The organism is Rubrivivax albus (assembly GCF_004016515.1).
Taxonomy (GTDB): Bacteria; Pseudomonadota; Gammaproteobacteria; order Burkholderiales; family Burkholderiaceae_C; genus Rubrivivax; species Rubrivivax albus.
On record NZ_SACT01000002.1, the window covers coordinates 1 to 23,453 of the forward strand.

A 23,453-nucleotide genomic window follows, 5' to 3' on the forward strand; every position below is an offset into this window, starting at 1 on the left:
CAGGTTCAGGTAGAACCTCTCGGCCCCTTCGGCCGTGCCGTCGTCGATCAGGTCCACCGTCACCAGCTTGACCGACTCACCAGGCGCAAAACTCAGCGTGCCGCTCGCGGCCACGTAGTCGCTGCCCGCCACCGCGCTGCCGTTGGCCGTGGCGTAGTCCACCGTCACCGTGCTGGTGCTGTTCTGCCCCACCGCCTCACCCAGCGTGACCATGAAGGTCGCCGTGCCCGCCTTCTCGTCGATCACGATGTCGCGCACGTAGATCTGCGGCGAGGCTTCGTTGTCATCGTTGTCCACCATCAGCACTTCGCCGATGCCGTCGTGGATCGTCGCCCCGCTGGCGTTGCTCAGGTTGAGCTTGAAGCTCTCGAAGGTCGAGACGTCAGTGTTGTTGATCAACTCCACACGGACCGTCTTGGTGGTCTCGCCGGCCAGGAACTTCAGCGTGCCGCTCACACCTTCGAAGTCGCTACCGTTGAGTGCCGTCCAACTCGCCGTCGCGTAGTCCACCGTCACCGTCGAGGCGCTCGGCGCGCTCAGGCTCACCACGATGTCCACGAAGCCGTCGGTCTCGTCGACGACCATGTCCTTGACCGTGATCAGCGGGTTGGCCGACGTGCTGCCGTCGCTCAGCCCGATCGTCGCCAGCGCCTGCCCCTGCACGATGTTGCCGCCGCTGGCGTTGCTCAGGTTCAGGTAGAACCTCTCGGCCCCTTCGGCCGTGCCGTCGTCGATCAGGTCCACCGTCACCAGCTTGACCGACTCACCAGGCGCAAAACTCAGCGTGCCGCTCGCGGCCACGTAGTCGCTGCCCGCCACCGCGCTGCCGTTGGCCGTGGCGTAGTCCACCGTCACGGTGCTCACCGAACGCTGCCCCACCGCTTCGCCCAGCGTGACCATGAAGGTCGCCGTGCCCTGCTTCTCGTCGACCACGATGTCGCGGACGTAGATCTCCGGTGTCGCCTGCACATCGTCGTTGTCGACGATCAGGCCCGTGCCCACACCATTGAAGATCGATCCGCCAGAGGCGCCGCTCAAGGTCAAGCGCAGCGACTGCAGCCCTTCGACGCTGGTGTCGTTGAGGATGCTGATCACTACCGTCTTACTGGTCTCGCCGGGTGCGAAGTTCAACGTGCCGCTGGCAGCCGTGAAATCACTTCCGGACAAGGCCGTGAAGCTGCTGGTCGCGTAGTTGACCGACACGGCATTGATGCCTGGCGCGGAAAGGCTCACCACGAACTCGGCCGTGCCATCGGCCTCACCGGCCACGAAATCCGACACGCTGATCAACGGGTTCGCCACCGGCGTGGCCGCCGGCTCGTTCAGCGCACCCTCGGGACCGAAGGTCGGCGACGGCGCCCTGCCGGGCTGGGGCGCGGCAAACCCTTCGCTCGCTGCCAGCAGACCCTGCGCGGCTGCCAGGCCAGGTTCGGCCATGGGATCCGTGGACGCCGCCTGGTCCGCCCTCAACGGCTGGGCCCCTGCCGTCGTCTCGACGTCAGCATCCGCCGGCAGTGCCAAGGCCTCCACGCTCAAGGCGAAGCCAGTCTGGTCGACCGCCTCCGAGTCGACAAACACCCCTGCAAGGGAACGGAGATCGGTGCTGCTGGCCATGACGCTTCCTCCTGAGTCCAAGCTTCGGTGCCAGGGCAGTTGCGGCGACATGCACGCGACGCCCTGGAACCATGGACACGAAGCCTACGGAGCCAGCGTGATGAAAGCGTGATGGCCGGCGCCGGGACTCGCCCGGGCGCGCCGGTCAGGCCCGCCCGGCGCGGCGCATCAGCCAGCGATTGGCCCGGTTGGACTCGAGGAAGCTGACCCGGAACACGTCCGGCACGTCGTGGGCCACGCGCTCGTCGATCCAGCGGATGGCCTGGTCGAGCACCGTTTCGGTGCGTTGCTGGTCGCCGACCCCGTCCCAGGCCTCGATCATGGCCTTCCAGTACTCGGGCAGGTAGCCGTTGTACATGTGCCACTGCCCGCCGAAGTGGTCGAACAGGGCGTCGGCCGTGCGGGCGGCACCGGCCAGGTCTCCGGCGGCGCGCAGGATCTCCCCTTGGGCGCGGAGCACGATACGCTGCAGCGCGACGTGTTCGTTCTCGGCGGCCCATCGTGCTGCGGCCTCGACCAGCGGCCAGCCGTCGGCCGGGGCCATCCAGCGTGCACGCTCGGTGGCAATGGAATGCGTGATCATCGGCGGCACGAACTCGCCGACCGACGTGAGCAGGTCCAGCACCTTGTCGTAGTGCGCCAGCGGCGACTTGCCGGTGCGCCGTTGGTACAGCGACGCGCGCATGTTCTGGCGCGCCACGCGCGTCCACAACGGGGCGTCCGGCGGCAGCTCGCGCAGGCGGCGCTCGGCCAGGTCGTGCCGCCCCAGCACCGCGAACACCGATGCCAGGCAGTTGTCGGCGTTGGCGATCCAGGCGTCGTACCCGGTGTTCTTCAGCCCCTCGGCCGCCTGCTCGCCGAGCTCCACCGCGACACCGAAGCGCCCCTGATCCAGTGAGACGCCGGCCAGCGACATGACGTCGATCAGGGTCGAGCCCTCTTCGGCACCTGCGCGACGCGACAGCTCGATGGCGGCCCGACTGGCCTCGACGGCTTCCGGGATGCGGCACAGGTACGCCAGCTGCACGGACACCGTGCTGCAGGCGTCTGCGGCCCGTTCCCAGTTTTGCGCACTCAGCGCACGATCGCGCGCCGCATACAGCGCGGTCACCGCGGCGCTGCGACGGCCCAACCCGGCCAAGGCCAGCGCCCGGGTGTCCTCGAGATCCGGCCGTTCCAGCGGGCCGACCGGGCCCCATTCGCCGGCGTCCATGCGGTCCAGCATGGCGATCACCTCGGACCAGCGCCCGGCCACGTGCCAGCACATGCACAGGCGCAGCAGGGCTTCGCGTTGCAGCGCCTGATCACCTGCTGCGGTGGCGTGCGCCAGGGCCTGCGATGCGTCGTCTTCACCGCCGGCCACGTGGCGCTGGCTCTTGGCGTACGCCAGCAACGACAAGGCCATCGCCCGCTGGCGGTCGTCACGCGCGCGGGCGGACAACTGCACAGCCGTGTCCTGGCCGGCGCCGGCCGAAGCGCGCGCCACACGCAGGCGTCCGGCCCGCCAGATGGCCTCGAACGCGGCGTCGGGCTCGCCGGCGCGCTCGAACTGGGCCGAAGCCTCCTCCAGCAGCGTGATGGCCCGCATCGACAGGCCCGCGGTCATGGCCTCTTCGGCCGCCTGGCGGTAGTCGGCCGCGGCCTGCAGCGGGCGATCGGCCCGGGCCCAGTGGCCGGCACGGCGCTGCACCGACACCGGCCGGTCGCCCAGCGCCGCGGCGATCTCGGCGTGCAGGTCCGGCCGCACGGCGTCCGGCACGCTGTCCAGCACGGCCCGACGCATGAGGTCGTGGCTGAAATGCCGGCCACGCAGCACGCCGGCAAGTTCGAGCCGGCGCCACTGCACCGACAGTTCCGAGACGCTGCAGCCCACGATATGTCGTGCCAGGCGGGCGTCGAAGTCCGGGCCTGCCAGCGCCGCCACGAAGGCCAGCTGCTGGATGCGCGGATCGCCGCCGTCCAGGCGGCGAACCAGGCGACGCGTCAGTTCGGCGGGTTCCGGCAGGGTCGTCGGGGGCTGCGGCGCGGGCCAGGTGCGCTGTTCGTGAAGGGTGCGCAGCACCCACATCAGGTGCAGCGGCACGCCACCGCAGTGCCGATGCAGCGCCGCGCCCCAGGCGGTCGCGTCGATGTCGTCGTCGGTCAACGCCGCGGCGAAGGCCCCCACGTCATCAGGTGTCATCGGCGCCATGTCGACCAGGGCCTCGGCCGGCAGCGGGCCGTCCTCGCGGTCGAGCCAGGCGGCCAACGGGGCAGGCACCGGGTGGTCCCGACAGGTCAGGCACCAGCGCACGGCGTGCCGCGGCTCGTTCACGGGCAGTAGGCGGCACAGCGCCTCCAGGCTCTCGTCGTCGGCGAAGTGCAGATCGTCCACCGCCAGCCACAGCGGCTGCTCCGAGGTCGCGGCCCCCAGCGCCTGGGTCAGCGCCGCGACCAGGTTCTCGCGACCTTCGCCGCCCGCGGCCTGCACCCCGGCCGCACGAACGATCCGCCGCAGCAGACCGAGCGGCTGTTCGGCATCGCCGGAGGCCAGACGGACCACCCGTTGCAGCCCTGCCAGGCGGCAGAAGTCGTCGAACAACCGGGTCTTGCCGATCCCGGGCGGACCGGTCAGCACCACCACGCCGCACGACAGCCAGCGCCGGTGCATGGCGTCACGCTCGACGTCGCGGGCGATCGTGCGCGGCGGGTGCCGCAGTTGAACCGGCAGTGGCGTCACCGGCGCCGGAGCCTGACGGTCCTCACGCCCGATCAGGTCGCCCAGCCGCGCGGTCTCTTCGCTGACCGCCTCGCCGAACTGCTGGTGCATGGCGGTCACGCAGCGTTCGTAGACCGCGAGGGCCGCGCCTCGGTCTCCGCGCCGGAAGTGCAGCCGCATCAGCAGGCGCACGGCGTGCTCGTGGGTGGGGTCGTCGTGGACCAGCCGGGTGGCGTAGGACAGAGCCTCGTTGATCCGTCCATCGGCCTCGCGCGCCACGGCCAGACCGGTCAGCACGTCACGCCGCCGCTCGGCCCAGGACTCGCGGGCCCGTCGCAACCAGGCCGACATCTCCGGCAAGGTGCCGAACTCGATGTTGCCCAGCAGCGAACCCGTCAGTGCCGCAGGGTTCGCGGCCAGAGTCTGCTCCGGGGACTCCAGGTCGTGGCGCACGTCGGGCCCGAGCGCGAGATGGTTCCCGTCGTCGACCAGCAGCGCCGGGTGCAGGGAGCGGATCTGACGCAGGCGCTGACGCAGATTGCTGCGCCGCGTCGTCCGCGGCGTCTCGGGGTAGAGCAGCACCGCCAGGGCGTCACGGTCGCGGGGACCGCCCAGCGCCACACAGGCCAGCAACAGCGCATTCACCGGCGTCAGCGCCTGCGACGCCTGACCTGCGATCGTCACGGAAGGTGACTGCAGGAAGCACAAGCCGACCACCGGTTGGTCAGGTTCGATCGACGGCGGATCCATGTGGCTGGGGGACAGGGCTCATCGGGTGGCGTCGGGGACGCCTGGCCATGCCGGCATCTCGTGGCGGTCTCCCACGACATGGCCTCGCCCGCCCAGCCTCCCCGCCGGGAAGCCGAGCATATCGTCTCTGACGGTCGCTCCGACCCGGCGCCGGGCCCGATCCGTTCAGAGCAGGTCGCCCGCCATCACCGCCACGATGCGCCCGGCGGCCTGCCCGTCCCACAGCGCGGGCTTGCGTGCCGGCGGCGCACCCGCGCCCAGCACCTGGCGCGCCGCAGCGACGATGGCCGCCGGGTCGGTACCCACCAGGTGGTTGGTGCCTTCTTCGATGGTGATCGGGCGCTCGGTGTTCTCGCGCAGCGTCAGGCAGGGCACGCCCAGCGCCGTGGTCTCCTCCTGCAGGCCGCCGCTGTCGGTGAGCACCACAGCTGCGTCCTTCCACAGGTGCAGGAAGCTCATGTAGGGCTGCGGGTCCATCAGATGGATGCGCGGGCCCAGGTCCAGCCCCGCCTTCTGCAGCGTGCCGCGCGTGCGCGGGTGCACCGGGAAGACCAGCGGCACGTCGGCGGCGACGGTCTTCAGCGCACCGGCGATGGCCGCCAGGTTGGCCGCGTCGTCGACGTTCGAGGGCCGGTGCAGCGTGACGACGCCATAACGCCCGCCGTTCGCCTGAAGCTCTCGCTTGACGGCATCGGTCGGGAAGCCAGTCGTGTCGCTGCGGCCCAGCAGCTCGGCCTGGTACATCACGTTGTCCACCATCACGTGGCCGACGTGGTGGATCTTGGCCTCGGCCTGGCCCTCGCGCCGCAGGTTGTCGACGCCGCTGGGTTCGGTGACGAAGAACCAGTCGCTGAGGCTGTCGGTGACGATGCGGTTGATCTCCTCGGGCATGGCCATGTCGCCGCTGCGCAGCCCCGCCTCCACGTGGGCCACCGGGATGCCGGCCTTCTTGGCCACGATGGTGCAGGCCAGCGTGGAGTTCACGTCGCCCACCACCACCACGGCATCGGGCCGGTCGTTGGCGATGTGCTGCTCGAAGGCTTCCATGATGCGCGCGGTCTGCACCGCGTGCGAGCCGCCGCCGCAGTTGAAGTGCACGTCGGGGGCCGGGATGCCCAGTTCCTCGAAGAACACGTCGCTCATGTTGCGGTCGTAGTGCTGGCCGGTGTGCACCAGCTTCCAGCGCAGCCGGCCGTCGGCCTGCAGCGCGCGCACGATGGGCGCGATCTTCATGAAGTTGGGGCGGGCACCGGCGATCAGGTGCAGGCAAGGAGCGGTCACGGGCGGTCCTGTCGGATCTTTCTGAGGCGCGGGCATGCTAGCGCGGGGCATCGCCGGCCGGCCTGTACTCCGGCACGGCGGCGTGCAGGCTGGCACGGACGGCGGCATCTTCGGCGTCCTGGGCGGCGTCGGCCAGCACCAGCAGGTAGCCCAGTGCCTGCATCGCAGGATCGTCTACCCCGCGTGCCGCCAGCCGCGCCACGCGCAGCCGCGGCACCGCGGTGGGCAGCGTGTCGTCGGCGTCGGCCAGCAGTTCCTCGTAGAGTTTCTCGCCCGGACGCAGGCCCGTGTACTCGATGCGGATCTCCTCCGGTGTGTGGCCCGCCAGCCGGATCAGCTGGCGCGCCAGGTCGGCGATCTTCACCGGCTCGCCCATGTCGAGCACCATCACCTGGCCGCTGCCGCCGATGGCCGCGGCCTGCAGCACCAGGCGCGCCGCCTCGGGAATGGTCATGAAGAAGCGGATGATCTCCGGGTGCGTCACCGTCACCGGCCCGCCGCGCGCGATCTGCTCCTTGAACTTCGGGATCACGCTGCCGCTGCTGCCGAGCACGTTGCCGAAGCGCACCGCCACGAAGCGCGTGGCCGGGTGCTGTGCGGCCAGCGCGCTGACCACCATCTCCGCCGCGCGCTTGGTCGCGCCCATCACGTTGGTGGGGTTCACGGCCTTGTCGGTGCTGATCAGCACGAAGGCCTCGGCGCCCGCCTCGGCCGCGGCCCGGGCCGTGACCTGCGTGCCCAGCGTGTTGTTGCGCAACGCCGCCAGCGCGTTGTGGTGCTCCATCAGCGGCACGTGCTTGTAGGCCGCGGCGTGGAAGACCACCGCCGGGCGCCAGGCCTGCATCAGCGCCTGCATGCGGGCCGCGTCCTTCACGTCCCCCACCAGCGGCACGCGCGCAACGCCCGGCGAGCGTGCCGCCAGGTCCTCGTCGACGGCATACAGGTTGAACTCCGACAGTTCCACCAGCACCAGCCGCCCCGGTGACAGCGCCGCCAGCTGTCGGCAGAGTTCGCTGCCGATGCTGCCGCCGGCACCGGTGACCAGCACCGTGCGGCCGCGCACCAGCGCCCCCACGCCCGCTTCGTCCAGCACCACCGGTGCGCGGCCCAGCAGGTCGTCGGGCTCGATCTCGCGCAGCCGCTCCAGCCGCCCGCGGCCGGTGCGCAGTTCGTCCTCGCCGGGCACGGTGACCACGGGCAGCCCGCTGTCGGCGGCCAGCGCCAGCGCACGCCGGCGCTGCGCCGCCGTGGCGGTGGGCAGGGCCACGATGACGTGGGTGGCGGCACCACGCACGGCGGCATCCCGCACGGCCTCCAGCGTGCCCAGCACCGGCACGCCGGCAATGCTGGCGCCCTGCTTGGCCGGGTCGTCGTCCAGCAGGCCCAGCACCACCCAGCCGTGCTGGTGGATGCCGGCCAGCAACCGCCGCGCCGCGCCGCCCGCGCCCAGCACGAGGGCGCGACGGATCTCGCGGTCGCTGCCGGTGATGCGCTGGCGCGCATGCTCGTACAGCATGCGGTAGGCCATGCGCACCAGCACCACGCCCATCAGCGTGACCACCGGGTGCAGCGCCAGCACCGCACGCGGGACCTTGACCAGGCCCAGGCCCATCACGACCACCGCCGACACCGTGCCGGCCAGCGCGCAGGCCAGCGCCAGGCGCTTGACCTCGCCGAACCCGGAGAAGCGCCACAGGCCCTGGGGCACGCGCAGCAGCAGGAAGGCCGCTGCGTAGGCCACCACGATGCCGGCGATCACCCAGGGGTCGTAGTCGGGCCGGACACGGAGCCAGCGCTCGAAGCCCAGGCGGAACAGGTAGGTGGCATTCCAGCACAAGAAGACCGTGGCCGCGTCGATGGTCAACGCCAGACCGCGCCGGTGCGGGCGCAGCCGCGCCAACCAGGCATCCAGGCGGTGCCAGGCGGTGGGGTGCGCCACGGGGTCCACGCTCATCGCGCGCGCCCCCACCACAGTGCACTGGCCGTGCGCCACAGCACCTGCAGGTCGGTGGCCAGCGTGGCACGGTCAGCGTATTCGGCCGCGGCGCGCAGCTTGGCCGGCAGCAGCACGTCGCGGTAGACCTGCTCCGGGTCGGCCGCCTGCGCCAGCAGTGCGGACTCGTCCAGGTGGGCCACCGCCACCGGGTCGGTCATGCCGGGGCGCACGGCCAGCACGCGGGCCTTCAGGTCGGCCGGGGCCGCGTCCATGTAGCGCGGTACCTCGGGGCGGGGACCGACCAGACTCATCGTGCCCTGCAGCACGTCCAGCAGCTGCGGCAGTTCGTCCAGCCGCGTGCGGCGCAGCATGCGGCCGGCGCGTGTGATGCGTGGGTCGTCACCCACGGTCAGCGGCGGGCCGCCGGCGTCGACGAACATCGTGCGGAACTTGCGGATGCGAAACGGCACGCCGCAACGGCCAACGCGCAGCTGCCGGTACAGCGCCGGGCCGGGTGAGTCCAGTCGCACCCAGACCGCCAGCAGCAGCAGCAGGGGCCACGACAAGAGCAGGCCCATCCCGGCGAGCAGCACGTCGAACAGGCGTTTGGCCATCGTTGGATCAGCGCAGGGCCTCGCGCACCGCCAGCGCCACGCGGGCCACGTCGGCGTCGGTCATGCGGGTGTAGATCGGCAGGCTCAGCATGCGTTCGTAGGCGTGCTGGCTGTGTGGGAACATTTCCGGCAACAAGGCGTAGCGGTCGCGCCAATAGGGCTGCAGGTGCAGCGGGATGTAGTGCACGCTGCAGCCGATGCCGGCGGCGAACAGGCGTTCGATCAGCGTGTCCCGGCTGACATGGACGTCATCGGCGAGGCGCAGCACATACAGGTGCCAGGCATGCAGGTCGCCTTCGGCCGGCCTTGGTGGCGTGATCACCGGCAGCCCGGCGAAAGCCGCATCGTAGGCCTCGGCGATGGCCGCACGCCGGGCCTGGAAGGCACGCGCCTTCTTCAGCTGGTGCAGCCCCAGCGCGGCAGCAATGTCGGTCAGGTTGTACTTGAAGCCCGGGGCCACGATCTCGTAGAACCAGCTCGGCTTGTCCGACCGGAAGCGGTCGAAGGCATCACGGCTCATGCCGTGCAGGCGCATCACCTGGGCCCGCTTCGCCAGCGCCGCGTCGCGGGTGACCAGCATGCCGCCTTCGCCAGTGGTGATGGTCTTGTTGGCGTAGAAGCTGAACACCGTGGCCGCGCTGTCCAGCGTGCCGACCAGGTGGCCGGCGTGCGTGGTGGGCAGCGCGTGCGCCGCGTCCTCCACCACGGCCAGGCCGTGCCGGCGGGCGGTGTCGCCGAGCGTCGCCATGTCGGCGGCCAAACCGGCATAGTGCACCGGGATCAGGGCTCTGGTGCGCGGTGTGATGGCCGCCTCCACCGCCGCCGGGTCGATGTTCAGGGTAGCCGGGTCGATGTCGACCAGCTTCACGTCGGCGCCCAGGTAGCGCACCACCTCGGCGGTGGCGGTGAAGGTGTGGGTGGTGGTGATGACCTCGTCGCCGGGGCCGATGCCCAGGGCCTCCAGCGCCAGGTGCAGGCCGGCGGTGGCCGAGTTCACCGCCACCGCGTGCAGTGACGGGTCGCCGAGGAAGGCGACGAAGTCCTGCTCGAAGCGCCGCGCCTTCGGGCCGGTGGTGACCCATCCGCTCCGCAACGAGTCGACGACCTCGGCGATCTCTTCGTCACCGATCTCGGGCAGCGCGAAGGGCAGGAAGGGCGGTGGCGTGTCGGTCATCGGGGTGACAGCGGTTTGGCGATCCAGGCCAGGCGGTGGGTGCGCAGCCAAGGCATGGCGTTCAACGCGCGCCACAGCGCCGGGTGCAATGCCGCAGCGCGGCGCCCCAGCGGTGGTGCCAGCGTGAGGCGGCGAACGTCGATTGTGGCCGCTGGGAACAGCGCGCGAATGCGCGACACCGGCACACCGCGCACGTGGGTGTTGCGCGGGTTGTCGAACGCGAAGTCGTACCAGAGCACGCCTCCTCCGGGACGCACCCACTGCCACATCCGGGCCGCCAGCCGGTGCTGGAAGTCGTCGTCGAGCAGCGAAGTGAAGACGGTGGACTGGAACACGATGTCGAAGCCGGCCTCCGGCAGCGGCGCCGCCATCGCGTCGCCTTCGATCAGGCGCAGCGCTGCAGGAAGCCGCCGGCGCGCGGCCGCGCAGCGGTCGGGCAACAGTTCATTGCCCACCAGGCGTACCGGGTCGGCGCCCAGGCGCATCAGTTCGAGCAGGTTGTCGCCGTGGCCGCAGCCGACCTCGAGCACGTCCAGTTCGCGCAGCGGCCGCGGCGCATGGCGGCGCAGCAGCGCCACCAGCGCGCGCTCGCGCTCCTGGCGCGCGAGCAGCACGTCGGGCTTCAGCGGGTCATAGCGGCCGTCGTCGACGCGCTGCGCGTAGCGCGCGGCCACTGCGGCCGGCTCGTCGGGCGTGGCGGCCTGGGCGTCACCGGAGTGCTGCTGCGGCGTCATCGCGTCATCGCGTCAACGTGGTGGCCTGCGCGCCGGCACGCCGGCGCAGCACATGGTCGAGCAGGCCGCGTGCGAAACCCAGGCCGTAGCCGGCGTGCATGCAGGCGAACGCCCACGCGACGGCCAGCCAGCGCCACGGGTGCTGCCACGGCGGCATCGGCACTGCGGCGATCGCCAGCGCCGCGGTGGCGTACACCGCCAGCAGCACGGCGCCCGCCGACGCCGCGATGCCGGACCACGGTGCCGCCAGCGCCAGCACAGTCAGCGTGGCCACGAAGGCGAACGGCACCAGGTGCCGTGGCGACGCCGGCAGGCGGTGCTTGCGGATCACGGCGACCTTCCAGTAGCCGTACTGCCAGAACTGGCGGAACAGCGCCAGGAACGACGCGCGGGGCACGTAGCTCGAACGGATGGCCGCGCTCTGCCACACGCGCCCGCCGCCGCGGACGATGCGCAGCGCGAGTTCGTCGTCCTGGTTGCGCACCAGGGCCTCGTCGAAGCCGCCCAGGCGCAGCAGGGTGTCGCGCCGCCACGCGCCCAGGTAAACGGTGTCGACCTCGCCGGTGTGGTCCAGCCGGCGCGAGGCCGCCCCGCCAGCGCCGAAGCGGCTGCCGAAGGCGGCGGCGACGGCCGGCGCGACCACGCCGTCATCCACCACGGCGGCCCGCCAGGGCCCGCCGACGCAGCTGGCGCCGGTGTCCTGCAGTGCCTGCACGCACTGCGCCACGTAGTCGTCGGCGTAGGTGGTGTGCACGTCCATGCGCACGATCCACTCGCCCTGGGCCGCCGCGATGGCGCGGTTCAGCGCGACCGGCGTGGTGCGCGCCGGGTTGTCGATCCAGCGCAGCCGGGCATCCGCCGCGGCCAGCGCCGCCAGCCGGTCGCGGGTGCCGTCGTCGCTGCGGCCGTCGGCCACCACCACCTCCAGCGCCAGACCGGCCGGCAGCCGCTGCGCGAGCACGCTGGCCGCGAAGGCGCCGATGTGGGCGGCTTCGTTGCGGCAGGGCACGATCACGCTGACGAGGGAGGTCACCCCGACATCCTATCGGCGCAATGGGTGTTGGTCGGCCAGCAGTTCGCGGTAAAGCGCCGCCATCCGGTCCATCTGCACCCGGCGGTCGCCGTCCATGCGCATCCGCGCGAGCTGGTGCTCCGACACCTGGCGTGCCAGCGTGTCGTCGTCACGCAGCAGGCGCAGCGCACCGGCCAGCGCGGTGGCGTCGTCCACCGGCACGATCAGCCGCCGGTCGGCATCCAGCCACTGACGATTGGCCGGCAGGTCGCTGGCGACCACCGGGACGCCGGCGGCCATGCTCTCGAGCACGCTGACCGAGGTGGCGTCGCTGGCCGGCACCGAGACCGAGGCCTTGCAGCGCGCCAGCACCGCGGCCATGCCGGCGTCGTCGAGCCGACCATGAAAGCTGACCACCTGAGCCAGCCCCAGCGCCTGCGCCTGCGCGCGCAGCGCCGCTTCGTCGGGCCCCCCGCCCAGCAGGTGCAGGTGCAGCGGCCGTTGCGGCGCCTCGTGGTGCAGCGCCGCCGCCGCCTGCAGGATCACCGGGATGCGGTAGTTGGGCTCCCAGCTGCGTAGGCTGACGATCTCGAACGGCGCGCGTGCCGGCCAGTCCGCCGGCGCGAAGCGCGCCATGTCAGCGCCCCAGTGCAGCTGGACGGCCGGCCGGCGCAGGCCATAGGCGTCTGCCGCGGCCACGAGGTCCAGCGAGTCGCCGGTGACGAGGTCGGCCCGGTGCAGCGTCCAGCCGGTCAGCGCGCGCAACAGCGCGCTGCGCTCGGGCGTGAGCAGCAGGTCGCTGCCCCAGGCCGTCATCACCAGCGGGCGTCGGCCGATGCGTGCGGCCAGGAAGCCGTAGGACGTCACGTAGTGCGCATGCACCAGGTCCGGCGCCAGCGCAGCCACGGCGCGGCGCGCCGCGCCCACGCGCCACAGCCAGTCGGCCGAGCGGCGCACCGGGGGCAGCACGATCTGCTCGATGCCCTCCAGCGGCTGCGGACGCGCGGTGACGATACTGATGCGAAAGCCACGCGTGGCCATCTCCAGCGCCCAGCGTCGCAGGTGCACGCTGTTGGCGTCGCCGAGCAGGCAGAGGTGTTCAGCCATGGCCGCGCGCATCGAAACGCTGCCGCACGTCGCGCACGAAGGCGGCCAGTTCGCCGGCCAGGGCACGGCGCTCGAACCGTGCCACCTGCGCGCCGGCCGGCAAGGGCGGGGACTCGACCAGCATCCGTTCCAGCATCTGGGCGATGGCGGCCGGGTCGGTTTCGTCGGCCACCCACCCGCGGCCGTGCGCGCGCAGCAGTGCCGCCGCATCACCGCCGGGGTCGCCGAGCAGCAGCACGGGCTGGCCGCTGCGCAGGTATTCGAACAGCTTGCCTGGCAGCGTGCCGGCGACGACGTCGCGCACGTCCTGCCGGCCTGCACCCGCGCCGACCACCAGCAACAGCGCATCGGCCGCCCGCATCTCGGCCAGCGCCTGCGCGTGCGGGACATAGGGCACCCGCTCGACCGCCCCCGGGTGGCGCGACGCGAAGGCCCCCAGGGCCGCATCGAATCGCCGGCCGACGGCGCCCACCAGCCGCAGACGCAGCGCGCGCCGCCCCGGCCCGGCCGCCCCTGCCGCGAGGCAACGGTCCAGCGCGTCGAGCACGGGCGCCGGATCGCGCGGCCCGTAGAAGCTGCCGACGTGCACCAGCCGGAAGGCGCCGTCGGCCGCCGGCGTGCGCGTGGGCGCGTCGGCGAAGTCGGCCTCGTCGTAGCCGTTCGGGATCCAGGCCACCGGGCAGCGGCCGTCCAGCGCGGCGGCATAGCGCCGCTGCCAGGACGGCGTCACGACGACGACGCCGGCCGCATCGCGCAACCAGTGCGCCTCGGTGCGCCGGTCGATCGCCCGCCGCCACGCGGGCGCGGCGTTACCAGGGTTGTCGGCCCACAGGTCCCGCCAGTCGGCCACCCACGGCACACCCGCTTCGCGCGCGAGCCGGCGCGCCAGCGCGTGTGCCGCCACCGGCGGCGCGGTGCTCATCACGGCATCGAAGCCGCCGTCACGCATCAGCGCCCGGCCGACCGGCAGGGCCGAACGGGCCCAGCCGCCGCGCTCGTCGGGCCATTGCAGCGCCGACCAGGCGGTGAGCACGGCGTCGCGCCAACGAGGCGGGGCTGGCACGGTGGGCTTCGACGCCTCCGAAGCAGGTGCCGGCGCGGCGCCCTGGCTCGCCGCGGCACCGCGCCGCCATGCCATCGCACGCTGCAGCAGCGTGCGGTGCGGCACACGGTGCACCGGCACCGTCGGCGGCAGTTCGGACAGCAGCGAGGCGTCCTGCAGGTAGCCCGGGTCGTCGCCAGCCAGCACCGTCACCGCGACGCCGAAATCGCCGAGGTAGCGCGCGAACTTCAGGGCCCGCTGCACGCCGGCGCCGCCCATCGGCGGGAAGTGGTGACTGACCAGCAGCAGCCTCATGCCGCGGGCGGCTGGCCGTGGGCCAGGATCCAGCAGTCGCAGTAGGGCAGCTCGCGGAAGGCCTGCACCCGCCAGCCGCCTTCGGCCAGCAGGCGCTCGACGTCGCGGCGCCGGACGCGGCCGTCGCCGATTTCCCAGCAGTGGTGCGGGTCGATCCAGATGCGCCGGCGCACGAAGCGGTTCCAGGCCTCCGACAGGCTCAGCAGCCCCACCGGGAACCGCAGTGGCCACAGGCGCTGGCGCGGGGAGACAAACAGCACGTGCGCCTTGCGGTGCGGCAAGGTCAGGTACAGCCGTCCGCCGGGCCTCAGGAAACCCTGCAGTTGCGCCAGTGCCCGCGGCAGCGCCTCGAACGGCAGGTGTTCCAGCACTTCGGTGCAGACCACGGCGTCCGCGCTCGCCGCCAGCGCAGGCTGCGGGTCGAGCAGGTTGCCCACGATGTCGGGCTGCAGCGCGGGGTTGATGTCCATCACGCGATAGCTGCGCATGAACGGTCCGGCGCAGCGGCGCACGACGCCATCGCCGGTGCCGACCTCGATCACGTCGCCGTGCTCGCGTGCCAGCAGGTCGTGCAGCACGTGGAAGTGGCGCGTCCAGGTGTAGAAGTCCAGCCCCGCGATGAAATCGCGCGGCTGCATGCGGAACTGTGCGTCGAACTCAGCCAAGGCTTGACCTCCAGCGCCAGGGGGCGGGCACGCGCCCAAGCACGCGGCCGGCAGCCTGCCAGGCCCAGCCCATGACCGCCAGATTGGCCAGCGCGGCGGCGGCCGCGGCCCCGCTCATGCCGAAGCGGGGCAGCAGCCAGAGATTGGCCACGGCATTCAGCGCCGCTGCCACCATGGCCATGCCCAGGACCTGCAGGCTGCGGCCGTCGAGCAGCAGGGTGTACAGCAGGACCTGGTAGATGCCGAAGGCCAGCACCGCCACCGCCTGGCCGGCGAACACGGGCCAAGGCGCCTGATAGCTCGCCGTGGTGAGCCAAGGCAGCAGCCAGGGGCCGGCGACGGCCAGGGCCAGGCCCACCGGCAGGGCCAGCCCCACGAACACGGCCAACGCCTGGCCGGTCAGGCGCGCGGCCTCGTCGCGCCGCTGCCCGTGCCAGGCCCGCGCCAGCACCGGAAACAGGGTGAAGCCCAGCACGCTGTAGAACACGGCGGGCACGGCACTGAGGGACACGGCCGCCGCATACGTGGCCACGGCCTCCAGGCCCAGGGCCTGCACGAGCAGGAAGCGATCGAAGCTGGCGTTCAGCGCGCCAAAGAGGGCGAGCCCGACCAACGGTGCCGAGAACGACAGCAGTTCGGCCATGCGTGGCACCTCGGCGGCCGGCGGCTGCGCGGGCGGTGCCTGCGCCTCCGCCTGCAGCACACGCGCCGCCAGGATCAGCAGAGCGGCGGCCAGCGCCAGCTGGCTGACCCCGTACACCGGCAGCCAGGCCTGCAGCGCCCGGCTGCCATCGGCCACCAGCGCCCAGACGACCGCGTAGCGCAAGGCGCTGCGTGCGAGCAGACCCCAGGCGATCCAGCCGATGCGGCCCGCCGCGCGCAGCCAGGCATTGGCGAACTCGATGCCGGCGTCGGCCGCGAGCACCAGCAGCAGGCCGGGCAGCAGGACAGCCCGGCCGTCGTCGCCCCAGGCCAGTTCGGCCACGCCTTCGCGGGCCGCCCAGCCGGCCAGCGCCGCCACGGCGAAGAGGGCCAGCACCACGCCGCCGAGACGGCCGAAGGCCAGCCAGCGCAGGCGCGCCAGCGCCGCGGGGGCGAAACTGCGCACGATGGTGGTGGGCAGCGCGAACAGCACCAGCGGCATCAGCAGGCTGGAGACCACCAGGGTCTGCGTCCAGGCACCGTAGTCGGCCTCTCCGATGGCACGGGTGAGCAGCGGCAGCAGCAGCAGCGCCAGCAGGCGGTCGATGAAGACCGCGCCACCGTACATCGCGGTGTCGCTGCGCAGCATCGGCCTCAGGGCCTGGCACCGGTCCGGCGGGCAGACGCGATGCGGCAACGACAGGGGCTGGGATGCATGGGCGGCTTCGGGGTCGGGGGATTCTATCGAGGGGGTGCCGCCTAGAATCGGCGGTCCTGACCGAGCACGCTCCATGTCCCAGCCGCCCATCCCCGCCGCCCCCGCCGACGACAACCAGCTCATCGCCGAGCGCCGGCAGAAACTGGCCGCCATCCGCGCGCAGGGCGTGGCGTTCCCCAACGACTTCAGGCCCACGCACCACGCGGCCGACCTGCACCACCGCCACGGCCAGGTCCCCAACGAGGAGCTCGAGCCGCAGGCCGTCAAGGTGGCGGTGGCCGGCCGCATGATGCTCAAGCGCGTGATGGGCAAGGCCTGCTTCGCGACGCTGCAGGACGCCTCGGGCCGCATCCAGCTCTACGTGACGCAGGACGCCGTCGGCGCCGACGTGCTGGCCGCCTTCAAGCACTGGGACCTGGGCGACATCCTGGGCTGCGAGGGCACGCTGTTCCGCACCAAGACCGGTGAACTGTCGGTCAAGGCCACCTCGGTGCGCCTGCTCACGAAGAGCCTGCGTCCGCTGCCGGACAAGTTCCACGGCATGACCGACCAGGAACAGAAGTACCGCCAGCGCTACGTGGACCTGATGACCGACGACGCGGCACGTGCGCGCTTCGTCGCGCGCAGCAAGGCCGTGAGCTCGATCCGCGGCTTCATGGTCGAGCACGGCTTCCTCGAGGTCGAGACGCCGATGCTGCACCCGATCCCGGGTGGGGCCAACGCGCGGCCGTTCAGCACCCACCACAACGCGCTGGACCAGGAGATGTTCCTGCGCATCGCGCCGGAGCTGTACCTCAAGCGGCTGCTGGTGGGCGGGTTCGAGCGCGTGTTCGAGATCAATCGCAACTTCCGCAACGAGGGCATCAGCGTCCGCCACAACCCCGAGTTCACGATGATGGAGTTCTACGCGGCGTACTGGACGCACCGCGAGATCATGGACTTCACCGAGCAGGTGCTGCGCCACGCGGCGCGCCAGGCCACCGGCTCGGCGGTGCTCGGCTACGGCGGGCGCGAGGTGAACCTGGAGCAGCCTTTCGCCCGCCTGTCGGTGCGCGAATCGCTGGTCGTGCATGCCGGGCTCAGCGACGCCGAGTCCACCGACGCCGCGGTGCTGCACGCGAAGCTCAAGGCGCTGGGCGAGGAACCGCCGGCGCACTGGACGCTGGCCGAACTGCAGTTCGGCCTCTTCGAGGCGGCGGTGGAGGACAAGCTCTGGCAGCCCACGTACATCGTCGACTACCCGGTGGAGGTCTCGCCGCTGGCGCGCGCCTCCGACGCCGACCCGACGGTGACCGAGCGCTTCGAGCTCTTCATGACCGGGCGCGAGATCGCCAACGGCTTCTCGGAGCTGAACGACGCCGAGGACCAGGCGGCCCGCTTCCAGGCGCAGGTGGCCAACAAGGACGCCGGCGACGACGAGGCCATGTACTTTGATGCCGACTTCATCCGCGCGTTGGAGTACGGCATGCCGCCGGCCGGCGGCTGCGGCATCGGCATCGACCGCCTCGTGATGCTGCTCACCGACAGCCCCAGCATCCGCGACGTGATCCTCTTCCCGGCGCTGCGCCGCGAAGCGGACTGAGCGCGGGCATCCTGCCGTGGCCACCGCCCGCCTCGAATCACTGCACATGATCGAGCGGGCCTGCTGGCTCGAACTGGGCCATGCGGCCCAGGACCGCGCGCACCCGTGGCGCGTGATGACGCTGGCCACGGTGGACCGCGACCGCGCCGACGCCCGCAGCGTCGTCATCCGCGACGTGGAAGAGGCGGCACGCCGGTTGATCTTCTACACCGACGCGCGCAGTGCGAAGATCGCGCAGATGCACGCGCATCCGCGGGCGACGCTGGTGGGTTGGTGGCCCAAACCCGGCTGGCAGCTGCGCCTGAGCGTGACCCTGTCGGTCCAGACCAGCGGGCTGGACGTGAGTTCGCGCTGGGCGCGCGTGAAACTCTCGCCGTCGGCCCAGGACTACTTGGCCGCGCTGCCCCCGGGCACGCCGGTGGAGCGCTTTCAGCCCGAGCGTGGCTCACGCGAGCACTTCGCGGTGGTCACGGCGCAGATCGACGAGATGGACTGGCTGGAACTGCACGAGAACGGCCACCGCCGCGCACGGCTGGCAGGCGACGCCAGCACCTGGCTGACGCCCTGAAGGGCCCGTGCCCGGGGCCGCACCTCAGCGCGCGAAGTTCGGCTTGCGCTTGGCCAGGAACGCGTCCATGCCCTCCTTCTGGTCGGGGGTGCCGAACAGCGCATGGAACAGCCGGCGCTCGGTCATCAGCCCCTCGCTGAGCGTGCTCTCGTAGGCGCGGTTGACGCACTCCTTGGCCGCGATGACGCTGGCGTTGCCCAGCGCACAGACCAGCTCGCCCAGCGCCAGCGCCTCGTCGAGCAGCTTGTCGGCCGGCACGATGCGCGACACCAAGCCGGCGCGCTCGGCTTCCTCGGCACCCATCATGCGCCCCGACAGCACCAGGTCCATGGCCTTGGCCTTGCCGATGGCGCGCGGCAGGCGCTGCGTGCCGCCGGCGCCGGGAATGATGCCAAGCTTGATCTCGGGCTGGCCGAACTTGGCCGTGTCGGCGGCCAGCACCACGTCGCACATCATCGCCAGTTCGCAGCCGCCGCCCAGCGCGAAGCCGGCCACGGCGCCGATCACCGGCTTGCGCACGCGGCGGATGTGTTCCCAGTTGCGCGTGATCAGGTCGCTGGTGTAGGCGGAGATGAAGTCGTGCTGCGCCAGCACACCGATGTCGGCGCCGGCGGCGAAGGCCTTCTCGCTGCCGGTGATCACGATGCAGCCCACGGCCGGGTCGGCATCGAAGCGCAGCAGCGCCTCGCCGAGCTGGTCCATCAGGCCATCGTTGAGGGCGTTGAGCTGCTTGGGCCGGTTCAGCGTGATCAGCGCGGTCTTGCGGTCGCCGTCGCCATGCAGGGCGGTGAGGATGAAGGTCTCGTCGGACATCAGGGTCTCCGGGGGCTGTCTTCGGGTGGTGGTGTGGGTGCCGATGGTACGGCTGGCGCCGGCCCTGCCGGCGTCTCCTGCGCCTGCTCGGGCAGTTGCTGCACGACGAGGTCGATCCAGGTCTCGGCATCCTGCCGGATGACGATGCGCACCGGCAGGTGCTGCAGCGTGGGCGCAAACCACATCTCGGCCACCAGGTCGCCGCCCGGGCGCGGTTCGCGGCGCGGCTTGACGTGCACCGCCTCCACCGCGCCCAGCGGCGTGGTGAGCGTCTCCAGCCCGCCGACGTCGTAGACCCAGGTCTCCACCCGGCGCGGCAGCGCCAGCGGCATCTCGATCACGCGGCCGGTGCTCAGCAGCCCGGGGTCGAGCGTGAAGCGCCAGGTCAGCTGCACGAACTGGCTCACCGCGTCCTGCACACCGGCCGGGCGTGGCACGCGGCGGCCATTGGCCAGCTGCACGCCGTCGGCGTCGAAGTGCAGGGTCAGCGCGCGCGGCGGGCGGAAGGCGATGTGGGTGCGCTCGTCGTAGCGCCGCGGCACCAGGCCCTCGGGGCCCAGGCGGCCATCGCTGCTCATCTGACGCTCGATCAGGGCAGCGAAGGGCGGGCCGATGTGCACGTCCAGGTGCACCTGGTAGCGCGGCCCCTCGCGCAGCCACAGCACCTGGGCGCTGCCGTCGATGGGGCCGCGGTAGTTCCCCGTCAACACATAGCGCATGCGGGTGGACGGCGGCCAGCTGAAGGCGACGGCCGAGCCCGCCGGCGCAGGGGCAGCAGCCACCTCGGCCACCTGGTCGGCCTTCGGGCCGGTGGCGACGGCCTCGCCCTGCACCTGAAGCGCTGGAGGCGCGCCCGCGGGCGGCGCCGACGGTGGCTCATCCGGCGCAGGTGCGGCCGCGGTGGCCTCGGGCGCGGCCGGCGCCGCATCGGCCATGACCTGCGGCTGCGGTGGCGCGGAGGCTGGCAAATCGGGCGCCTCGGCCACCGCCGGATCGTCGGCCCGGTCGACCGCGGCCGGCTGGGGCGCCACCCTGGGCTTCGGTACCGGCGCCACCACCACCGGCACCGGTGCCTGCGGCTGCAGCGTGCGCACGAAGGTCACCGCCAGCCGCGCCGGGCCGGCGTCGGCCGGCTGCGGCCAGGCCTCGACGATGCGCTGGGCCAGCAGCGCGTGCACCAGCACCACGAGCAGGGTGACCGCGGCCGCGGCCAGGCGGCGGCGCCAGCGCGGCGTCGGACGGCGCGGCGCCGCCCCGGCCGACATGGCTCAGGCGCCCAGCCAGGCCCGCCGGCGCGCGAGCGCGTCGGCATCGTCGGCCAGCGTGAGGCGCCAGGTTGGCACCAGCGGATCGCCAGCAGACACTCGGCAACTCAGCACGCGCTGGTCGCGCGCCAGCAGCAGCGTGGCCGGCGCGCCGGGTGTCAGCCAGGCCGCGGCATCGTCCAGCCGGCGCAGGCGCCAGCCGTCGATGGCGAGCAGTTCGTCGCCCGGGTGCACACCGGCGGCTTCGGCCGCGCCGCCGCGCAGCACGTGGCGCACGCGCACGCCGGTGAGCGGACTTTCCTGCACGCGCAGACCCCAGCGGCCCGCCAGGCCAGGCACCTCGGCACGCGCGGCCACGCCCATGTGGCGCAGCAGCTCCGGCAACGGCAGTTCACCGACGCCGTGCACCCAGTCGTCCAGTTCCAGCCGGAAGGCCCGGCCACCCACGGCGGCCAGGGCCTGGGCGATGTCGCCCTCGGCGATCGGCCGGCGCAGCAGCCACAGGTGGCGCAGCACGTCGTCCAGCGTGCCGCGCCCTTCGCGCCGCAGCGTGAGGTCCAGGCAGGCGGCCACCAGCGCGCCCTTGGCGTAGTAGCTGACGGTGCCGTTGGGTGTGTAGGCGTCCGGCCGGTAGTAGCGCGTCCAGGCGTCGAAGCTGGCCTGGGCCACGCTCTGCACGCGGCGGCCGGGTGTGGCCGCCACCGTCTGCACATGCGACGCCAGCAGGCCCAAGTAGGCCGCCGGCGCGACGAGGCCGGCGCGCACCAGGGTCAGGTCGTCGTAGTACGAGGTGACGCCCTCGAACCACCACAGCAGCCGCGTGTAGGCCTCGCGGCCGAGGTCGGGCGCCGCCAGCTCCACCGGGGTCAGGCGCTTGACGTTCCAGGCATGGAAGTACTCGTGGCTGATCAGGCCCAGCAGGCGCAGGTAGCCGGCGTCGTCGGCCGCGGTGCCCGCGACAGTGCCTACACGCGGCAGGTCGGCCCGCGATGCCAGCAGCGCGGTGCTGGCGCGGTGCTCCAGCCCGCCGTAGCCGTCGTCGCCGGCTCGCAGCAGGAAGACATAGCGCTGGAACGGCGGCTTGCCGCGGCCGTGCCACAGCCGCACCTGGGCGCGGCAGATGCGCGTGGCGTCGGCCAGCAGACGGGCGCCGTCGAAGCCCGGCCAGGCGCCGGTGACGACGAGCTCGTGCGACACGCCGGCGACATCGAACTGGCCGCACCAGAAGCGCCCGAGCTCGAACGGGTGGTCGATCAGCTCGGCGTAGTCGCCGGCCTCGAACTGATGGCCGGTGGGCGCGGTACGCTGCATCGCGGTGGCCACGTCCCAGCCCGCCGGCAGGCGCCCCAGGCTCAGGCGCTGCGGGCCGTCAGTGCGGCCCTCGGCGGCCAGGAACAGGCTGCTGCCGTTGAAGAAGGCGCGTTCGCCGTCGAGCCAGGCGCCGCGCACCGAAGCATCAAGGGCATGCACGCGCCAGCTCAGCTCCAGCGCCGCAGTGCCGCTGCAATGGGCCACCCAGCGCGTCTTGTCGACCTGCTCGATGCGCACAGGGCGGCCACGCTGCGTGCCGCGCAGGTCCTGCAGGTGGCGTGCGAACTCGCGCAGCAGGTAGCTGCCCGGCAGCCAGACCGGCAGCGACAGCCCCTGCCGTGCCGCCGGCGCCGGCAGCGTGAGCGACACCCGCAGCAGGTGCTGCGCGCGGTCGTCGAAGGCGACGCGGTAGTGCGGGCCGGATCTGGCGTTGGCCATCAGGCCAGGGCCGCGCCGGCCATGCAGCTGAGCGCGGCCACGGCCGTCAGCAGGCCCCGCAGCGGCAACCAGCCCGCCAGGCCCAGCGCCGGGTAGCTGCGGCGGTCGACCATGAAACACAGCACCAGCGCCGCGGCCAGCACGGCCAGGCCCCAGGCGGGCGGCAACAGCAGCGCCGGCCAGGCGATCAGCGACGGCACCACGCCCCAGGCCAGGCGCAGCGTAGACGGGCCGCCCGCCCCGGCCATGGCCAGCCCCCAGTGGATGCCGCCCAGGAACGAGACGATGACGGCCCCGTAGGCGCCCAGCGCCGCCGCTGCGCCGCCGGGCACGGGCCAGGGCAGCGCCGCCGGCCAGAGCATGCCGGCGGCGCCGGCGACGAACGGGATCAGCCCCGACAAGCCCAGCGCCCAGGCCGTCGGGCTCGGCCGACGCGCTGCGGTCACTTCCTGGCTGCCTCGGCCAGCAGGATCTCCACCTGCGCCACGGGCAGCGCACCGGGCTTGCGCACACCGTTCTCGAACACCAGAGCCGGCGTGCCCTGCACGCGGTACTTCTGGCCGAAGGCGATGTTGCGGTCCAGCGCGGCGGTGTCGCAGTTGCCCATGGCCTTGGGCGGCGTCTTGCCGTCCATCATCCAGTCGCGCCAGGTCTGCATCGGGTCCTTGGCGCACCAGATGTCGCGCGACTTGACATTGGAATCCGGCCCCAGGATGGGGTAGAGGAAGGTGTAGACGGTGACGTCCTTGACCTTCAGCAGGTCACGCTCGAAGCGCTTGCAGTAGCCGCAGTTGGGGTCGGCGAAAACGGCCAGCTTGCGCGCGCCGGTGCCCTGCTTGACGACCATCGCGTCCTTCAGCGGCAGCGCTGAGAAGTCGATGGCGGTGAGCTTCTCGATGCGCTCCTCGGTGAGGTTGGCGCGCGTGCGGGTGTCGATGATCTGACCCTGGATGACGTGATTGCCCTGCTCGTCGGTGTAGAGCACCTCGGTGCCGATGCGGATCTCGTAGACGCCCGGGATCGGCGTCTTGCTGACCTCGTCGATCCTCGGGAAGTTGGGCAGGCGCTCGGCCAGGTTCTTGCGGATCTGCGCCTCCTGCGCCAACACGGCGCCGGACAGCAGCAGGCCGGCGGCCAGGGCGAGGAGGGTCGGGGCGGTCATGGGCAGGGTTCC

The 23,453-nt window shown here is 72.3% G+C and carries 19 protein-coding genes; 2 read left to right on the forward strand and 17 right to left on the reverse strand.

Annotation, left to right across the window (positions count from 1 at the left end):
* The 12 genes from ENE75_RS06205 to ENE75_RS06260 form a co-directional block, all read right to left on the reverse strand.
* On the reverse strand, window positions 1-1,437 hold a 1,437-nt coding region (locus tag ENE75_RS06205), incomplete at its 3' end, for a Calx-beta domain-containing protein (protein WP_310733618.1).
* Between the two features lie 322 nt (window positions 1,438-1,759).
* Window positions 1,760-4,996, reverse strand: a complete 3,237-nt coding sequence (locus ENE75_RS06210) for an ATP-binding protein (protein ID WP_158288872.1) — start codon at window positions 4,994-4,996, stop codon at window positions 1,760-1,762.
* Window positions 4,997-5,227: 231 nt separating this feature from the next.
* Entirely contained in the window at window positions 5,228-6,343 is a 1,116-nt protein-coding gene (gene wecB, locus ENE75_RS06215) for a non-hydrolyzing UDP-N-acetylglucosamine 2-epimerase (RefSeq protein ID WP_233258959.1), read from the reverse strand.
* A gap of 37 nt (window positions 6,344-6,380) precedes the next feature.
* Complete coding sequence (locus ENE75_RS06220; RefSeq protein WP_128196903.1) at window positions 6,381-8,297, reverse strand: polysaccharide biosynthesis protein; 1,917 nt, start codon at window positions 8,295-8,297, stop codon at window positions 6,381-6,383.
* Window positions 8,294-8,893 carry a sugar transferase gene (locus ENE75_RS06225; protein WP_128196905.1) on the reverse strand — a complete coding sequence of 200 codons (600 nt, stop codon included), beginning with the start codon at window positions 8,891-8,893 and terminating at the stop codon, window positions 8,294-8,296. The genes ENE75_RS06220 and ENE75_RS06225 overlap by 4 nt, the downstream gene beginning before the upstream one ends.
* Window positions 8,894-8,900: 7 nt before the next feature.
* Complete coding sequence (locus tag ENE75_RS06230) at window positions 8,901-10,067, reverse strand: DegT/DnrJ/EryC1/StrS family aminotransferase (RefSeq protein WP_128196908.1); 1,167 nt, start codon at window positions 10,065-10,067, stop codon at window positions 8,901-8,903.
* A complete protein-coding gene (locus tag ENE75_RS06235) occupies window positions 10,064-10,801 on the reverse strand; it encodes a class I SAM-dependent methyltransferase (protein WP_128196910.1) in 738 nt (245 codons plus the stop codon). The genes ENE75_RS06230 and ENE75_RS06235 overlap by 4 nt, the downstream gene beginning before the upstream one ends.
* Before the next feature lie 4 nt (window positions 10,802-10,805).
* The gene (locus ENE75_RS06240) at window positions 10,806-11,834 is read right to left on the reverse strand and encodes a glycosyltransferase family 2 protein (protein ID WP_128196912.1); all 1,029 of its coding nucleotides are present in this window, start codon (window positions 11,832-11,834) and stop codon (window positions 10,806-10,808) included.
* A 9-nt stretch (window positions 11,835-11,843) separates the two neighbouring features.
* Complete coding sequence (locus tag ENE75_RS06245; RefSeq protein WP_128196914.1) at window positions 11,844-12,920, reverse strand: glycosyltransferase; 1,077 nt, start codon at window positions 12,918-12,920, stop codon at window positions 11,844-11,846.
* Window positions 12,913-14,277, reverse strand: a complete 1,365-nt coding sequence (locus ENE75_RS06250; protein ID WP_128196916.1) for a glycosyltransferase — start codon at window positions 14,275-14,277, stop codon at window positions 12,913-12,915. The genes ENE75_RS06245 and ENE75_RS06250 overlap by 8 nt, the downstream gene beginning before the upstream one ends.
* Entirely contained in the window at window positions 14,274-14,942 is a 669-nt protein-coding gene (locus ENE75_RS06255) for a methyltransferase domain-containing protein (protein ID WP_128196919.1), read from the reverse strand. Before ENE75_RS06255 ends, ENE75_RS06250 begins: the two co-directional genes overlap by 4 nt.
* Window positions 14,935-16,233: a lipopolysaccharide biosynthesis protein gene (locus tag ENE75_RS06260; protein WP_158288873.1), complete on the reverse strand. Its 1,299-nt coding sequence runs from the start codon at window positions 16,231-16,233 to the stop codon at window positions 14,935-14,937. Before ENE75_RS06260 ends, ENE75_RS06255 begins: the two co-directional genes overlap by 8 nt.
* Window positions 16,234-16,375: 142 nt before the next feature.
* On the opposite strand from ENE75_RS06260, the gene lysS reads away from it, so the two are divergent.
* Window positions 16,376-17,884: a lysine--tRNA ligase gene (gene lysS, locus ENE75_RS06265; RefSeq protein ID WP_128196923.1), complete on the forward strand. Its 1,509-nt coding sequence runs from the start codon at window positions 16,376-16,378 to the stop codon at window positions 17,882-17,884.
* Window positions 17,885-17,900: 16 nt separating this feature from the next.
* The gene (locus ENE75_RS06270) at window positions 17,901-18,452 is read left to right on the forward strand and encodes a pyridoxamine 5'-phosphate oxidase family protein (RefSeq protein WP_233258960.1); all 552 of its coding nucleotides are present in this window, start codon (window positions 17,901-17,903) and stop codon (window positions 18,450-18,452) included.
* A 24-nt stretch (window positions 18,453-18,476) separates the two neighbouring features.
* Here the strand turns inward: ENE75_RS06270 and ENE75_RS06275 are convergent, their stop codons facing one another.
* The 5 genes from ENE75_RS06275 to ENE75_RS06295 are packed head-to-tail and all read right to left on the reverse strand — an operon-like array spanning window position 18,477 to window position 23,441.
* The gene (locus ENE75_RS06275; RefSeq protein WP_128196926.1) at window positions 18,477-19,265 is read right to left on the reverse strand and encodes an enoyl-CoA hydratase; all 789 of its coding nucleotides are present in this window, start codon (window positions 19,263-19,265) and stop codon (window positions 18,477-18,479) included.
* A complete protein-coding gene (locus ENE75_RS06280; protein WP_128196928.1) occupies window positions 19,265-20,530 on the reverse strand; it encodes a DUF3108 domain-containing protein in 1,266 nt (421 codons plus the stop codon). Before ENE75_RS06280 ends, ENE75_RS06275 begins: the two co-directional genes overlap by 1 nt.
* A gap of 3 nt (window positions 20,531-20,533) precedes the next feature.
* Complete coding sequence (locus ENE75_RS06285) at window positions 20,534-22,279, reverse strand: M61 family metallopeptidase (protein ID WP_128196930.1); 1,746 nt, start codon at window positions 22,277-22,279, stop codon at window positions 20,534-20,536.
* On the reverse strand, window positions 22,279-22,725 hold the full coding sequence (locus ENE75_RS06290) for a DUF3429 domain-containing protein (protein WP_128196932.1): 447 nt from the start codon (window positions 22,723-22,725) through the stop codon (window positions 22,279-22,281). Before ENE75_RS06290 ends, ENE75_RS06285 begins: the two co-directional genes overlap by 1 nt.
* Window positions 22,722-23,441 carry a DsbC family protein gene (locus tag ENE75_RS06295; RefSeq protein WP_128196935.1) on the reverse strand — a complete coding sequence of 240 codons (720 nt, stop codon included), beginning with the start codon at window positions 23,439-23,441 and terminating at the stop codon, window positions 22,722-22,724. The genes ENE75_RS06290 and ENE75_RS06295 overlap by 4 nt, the downstream gene beginning before the upstream one ends.
* Between the last annotated feature and the right edge of the window lie 12 nt (window positions 23,442-23,453).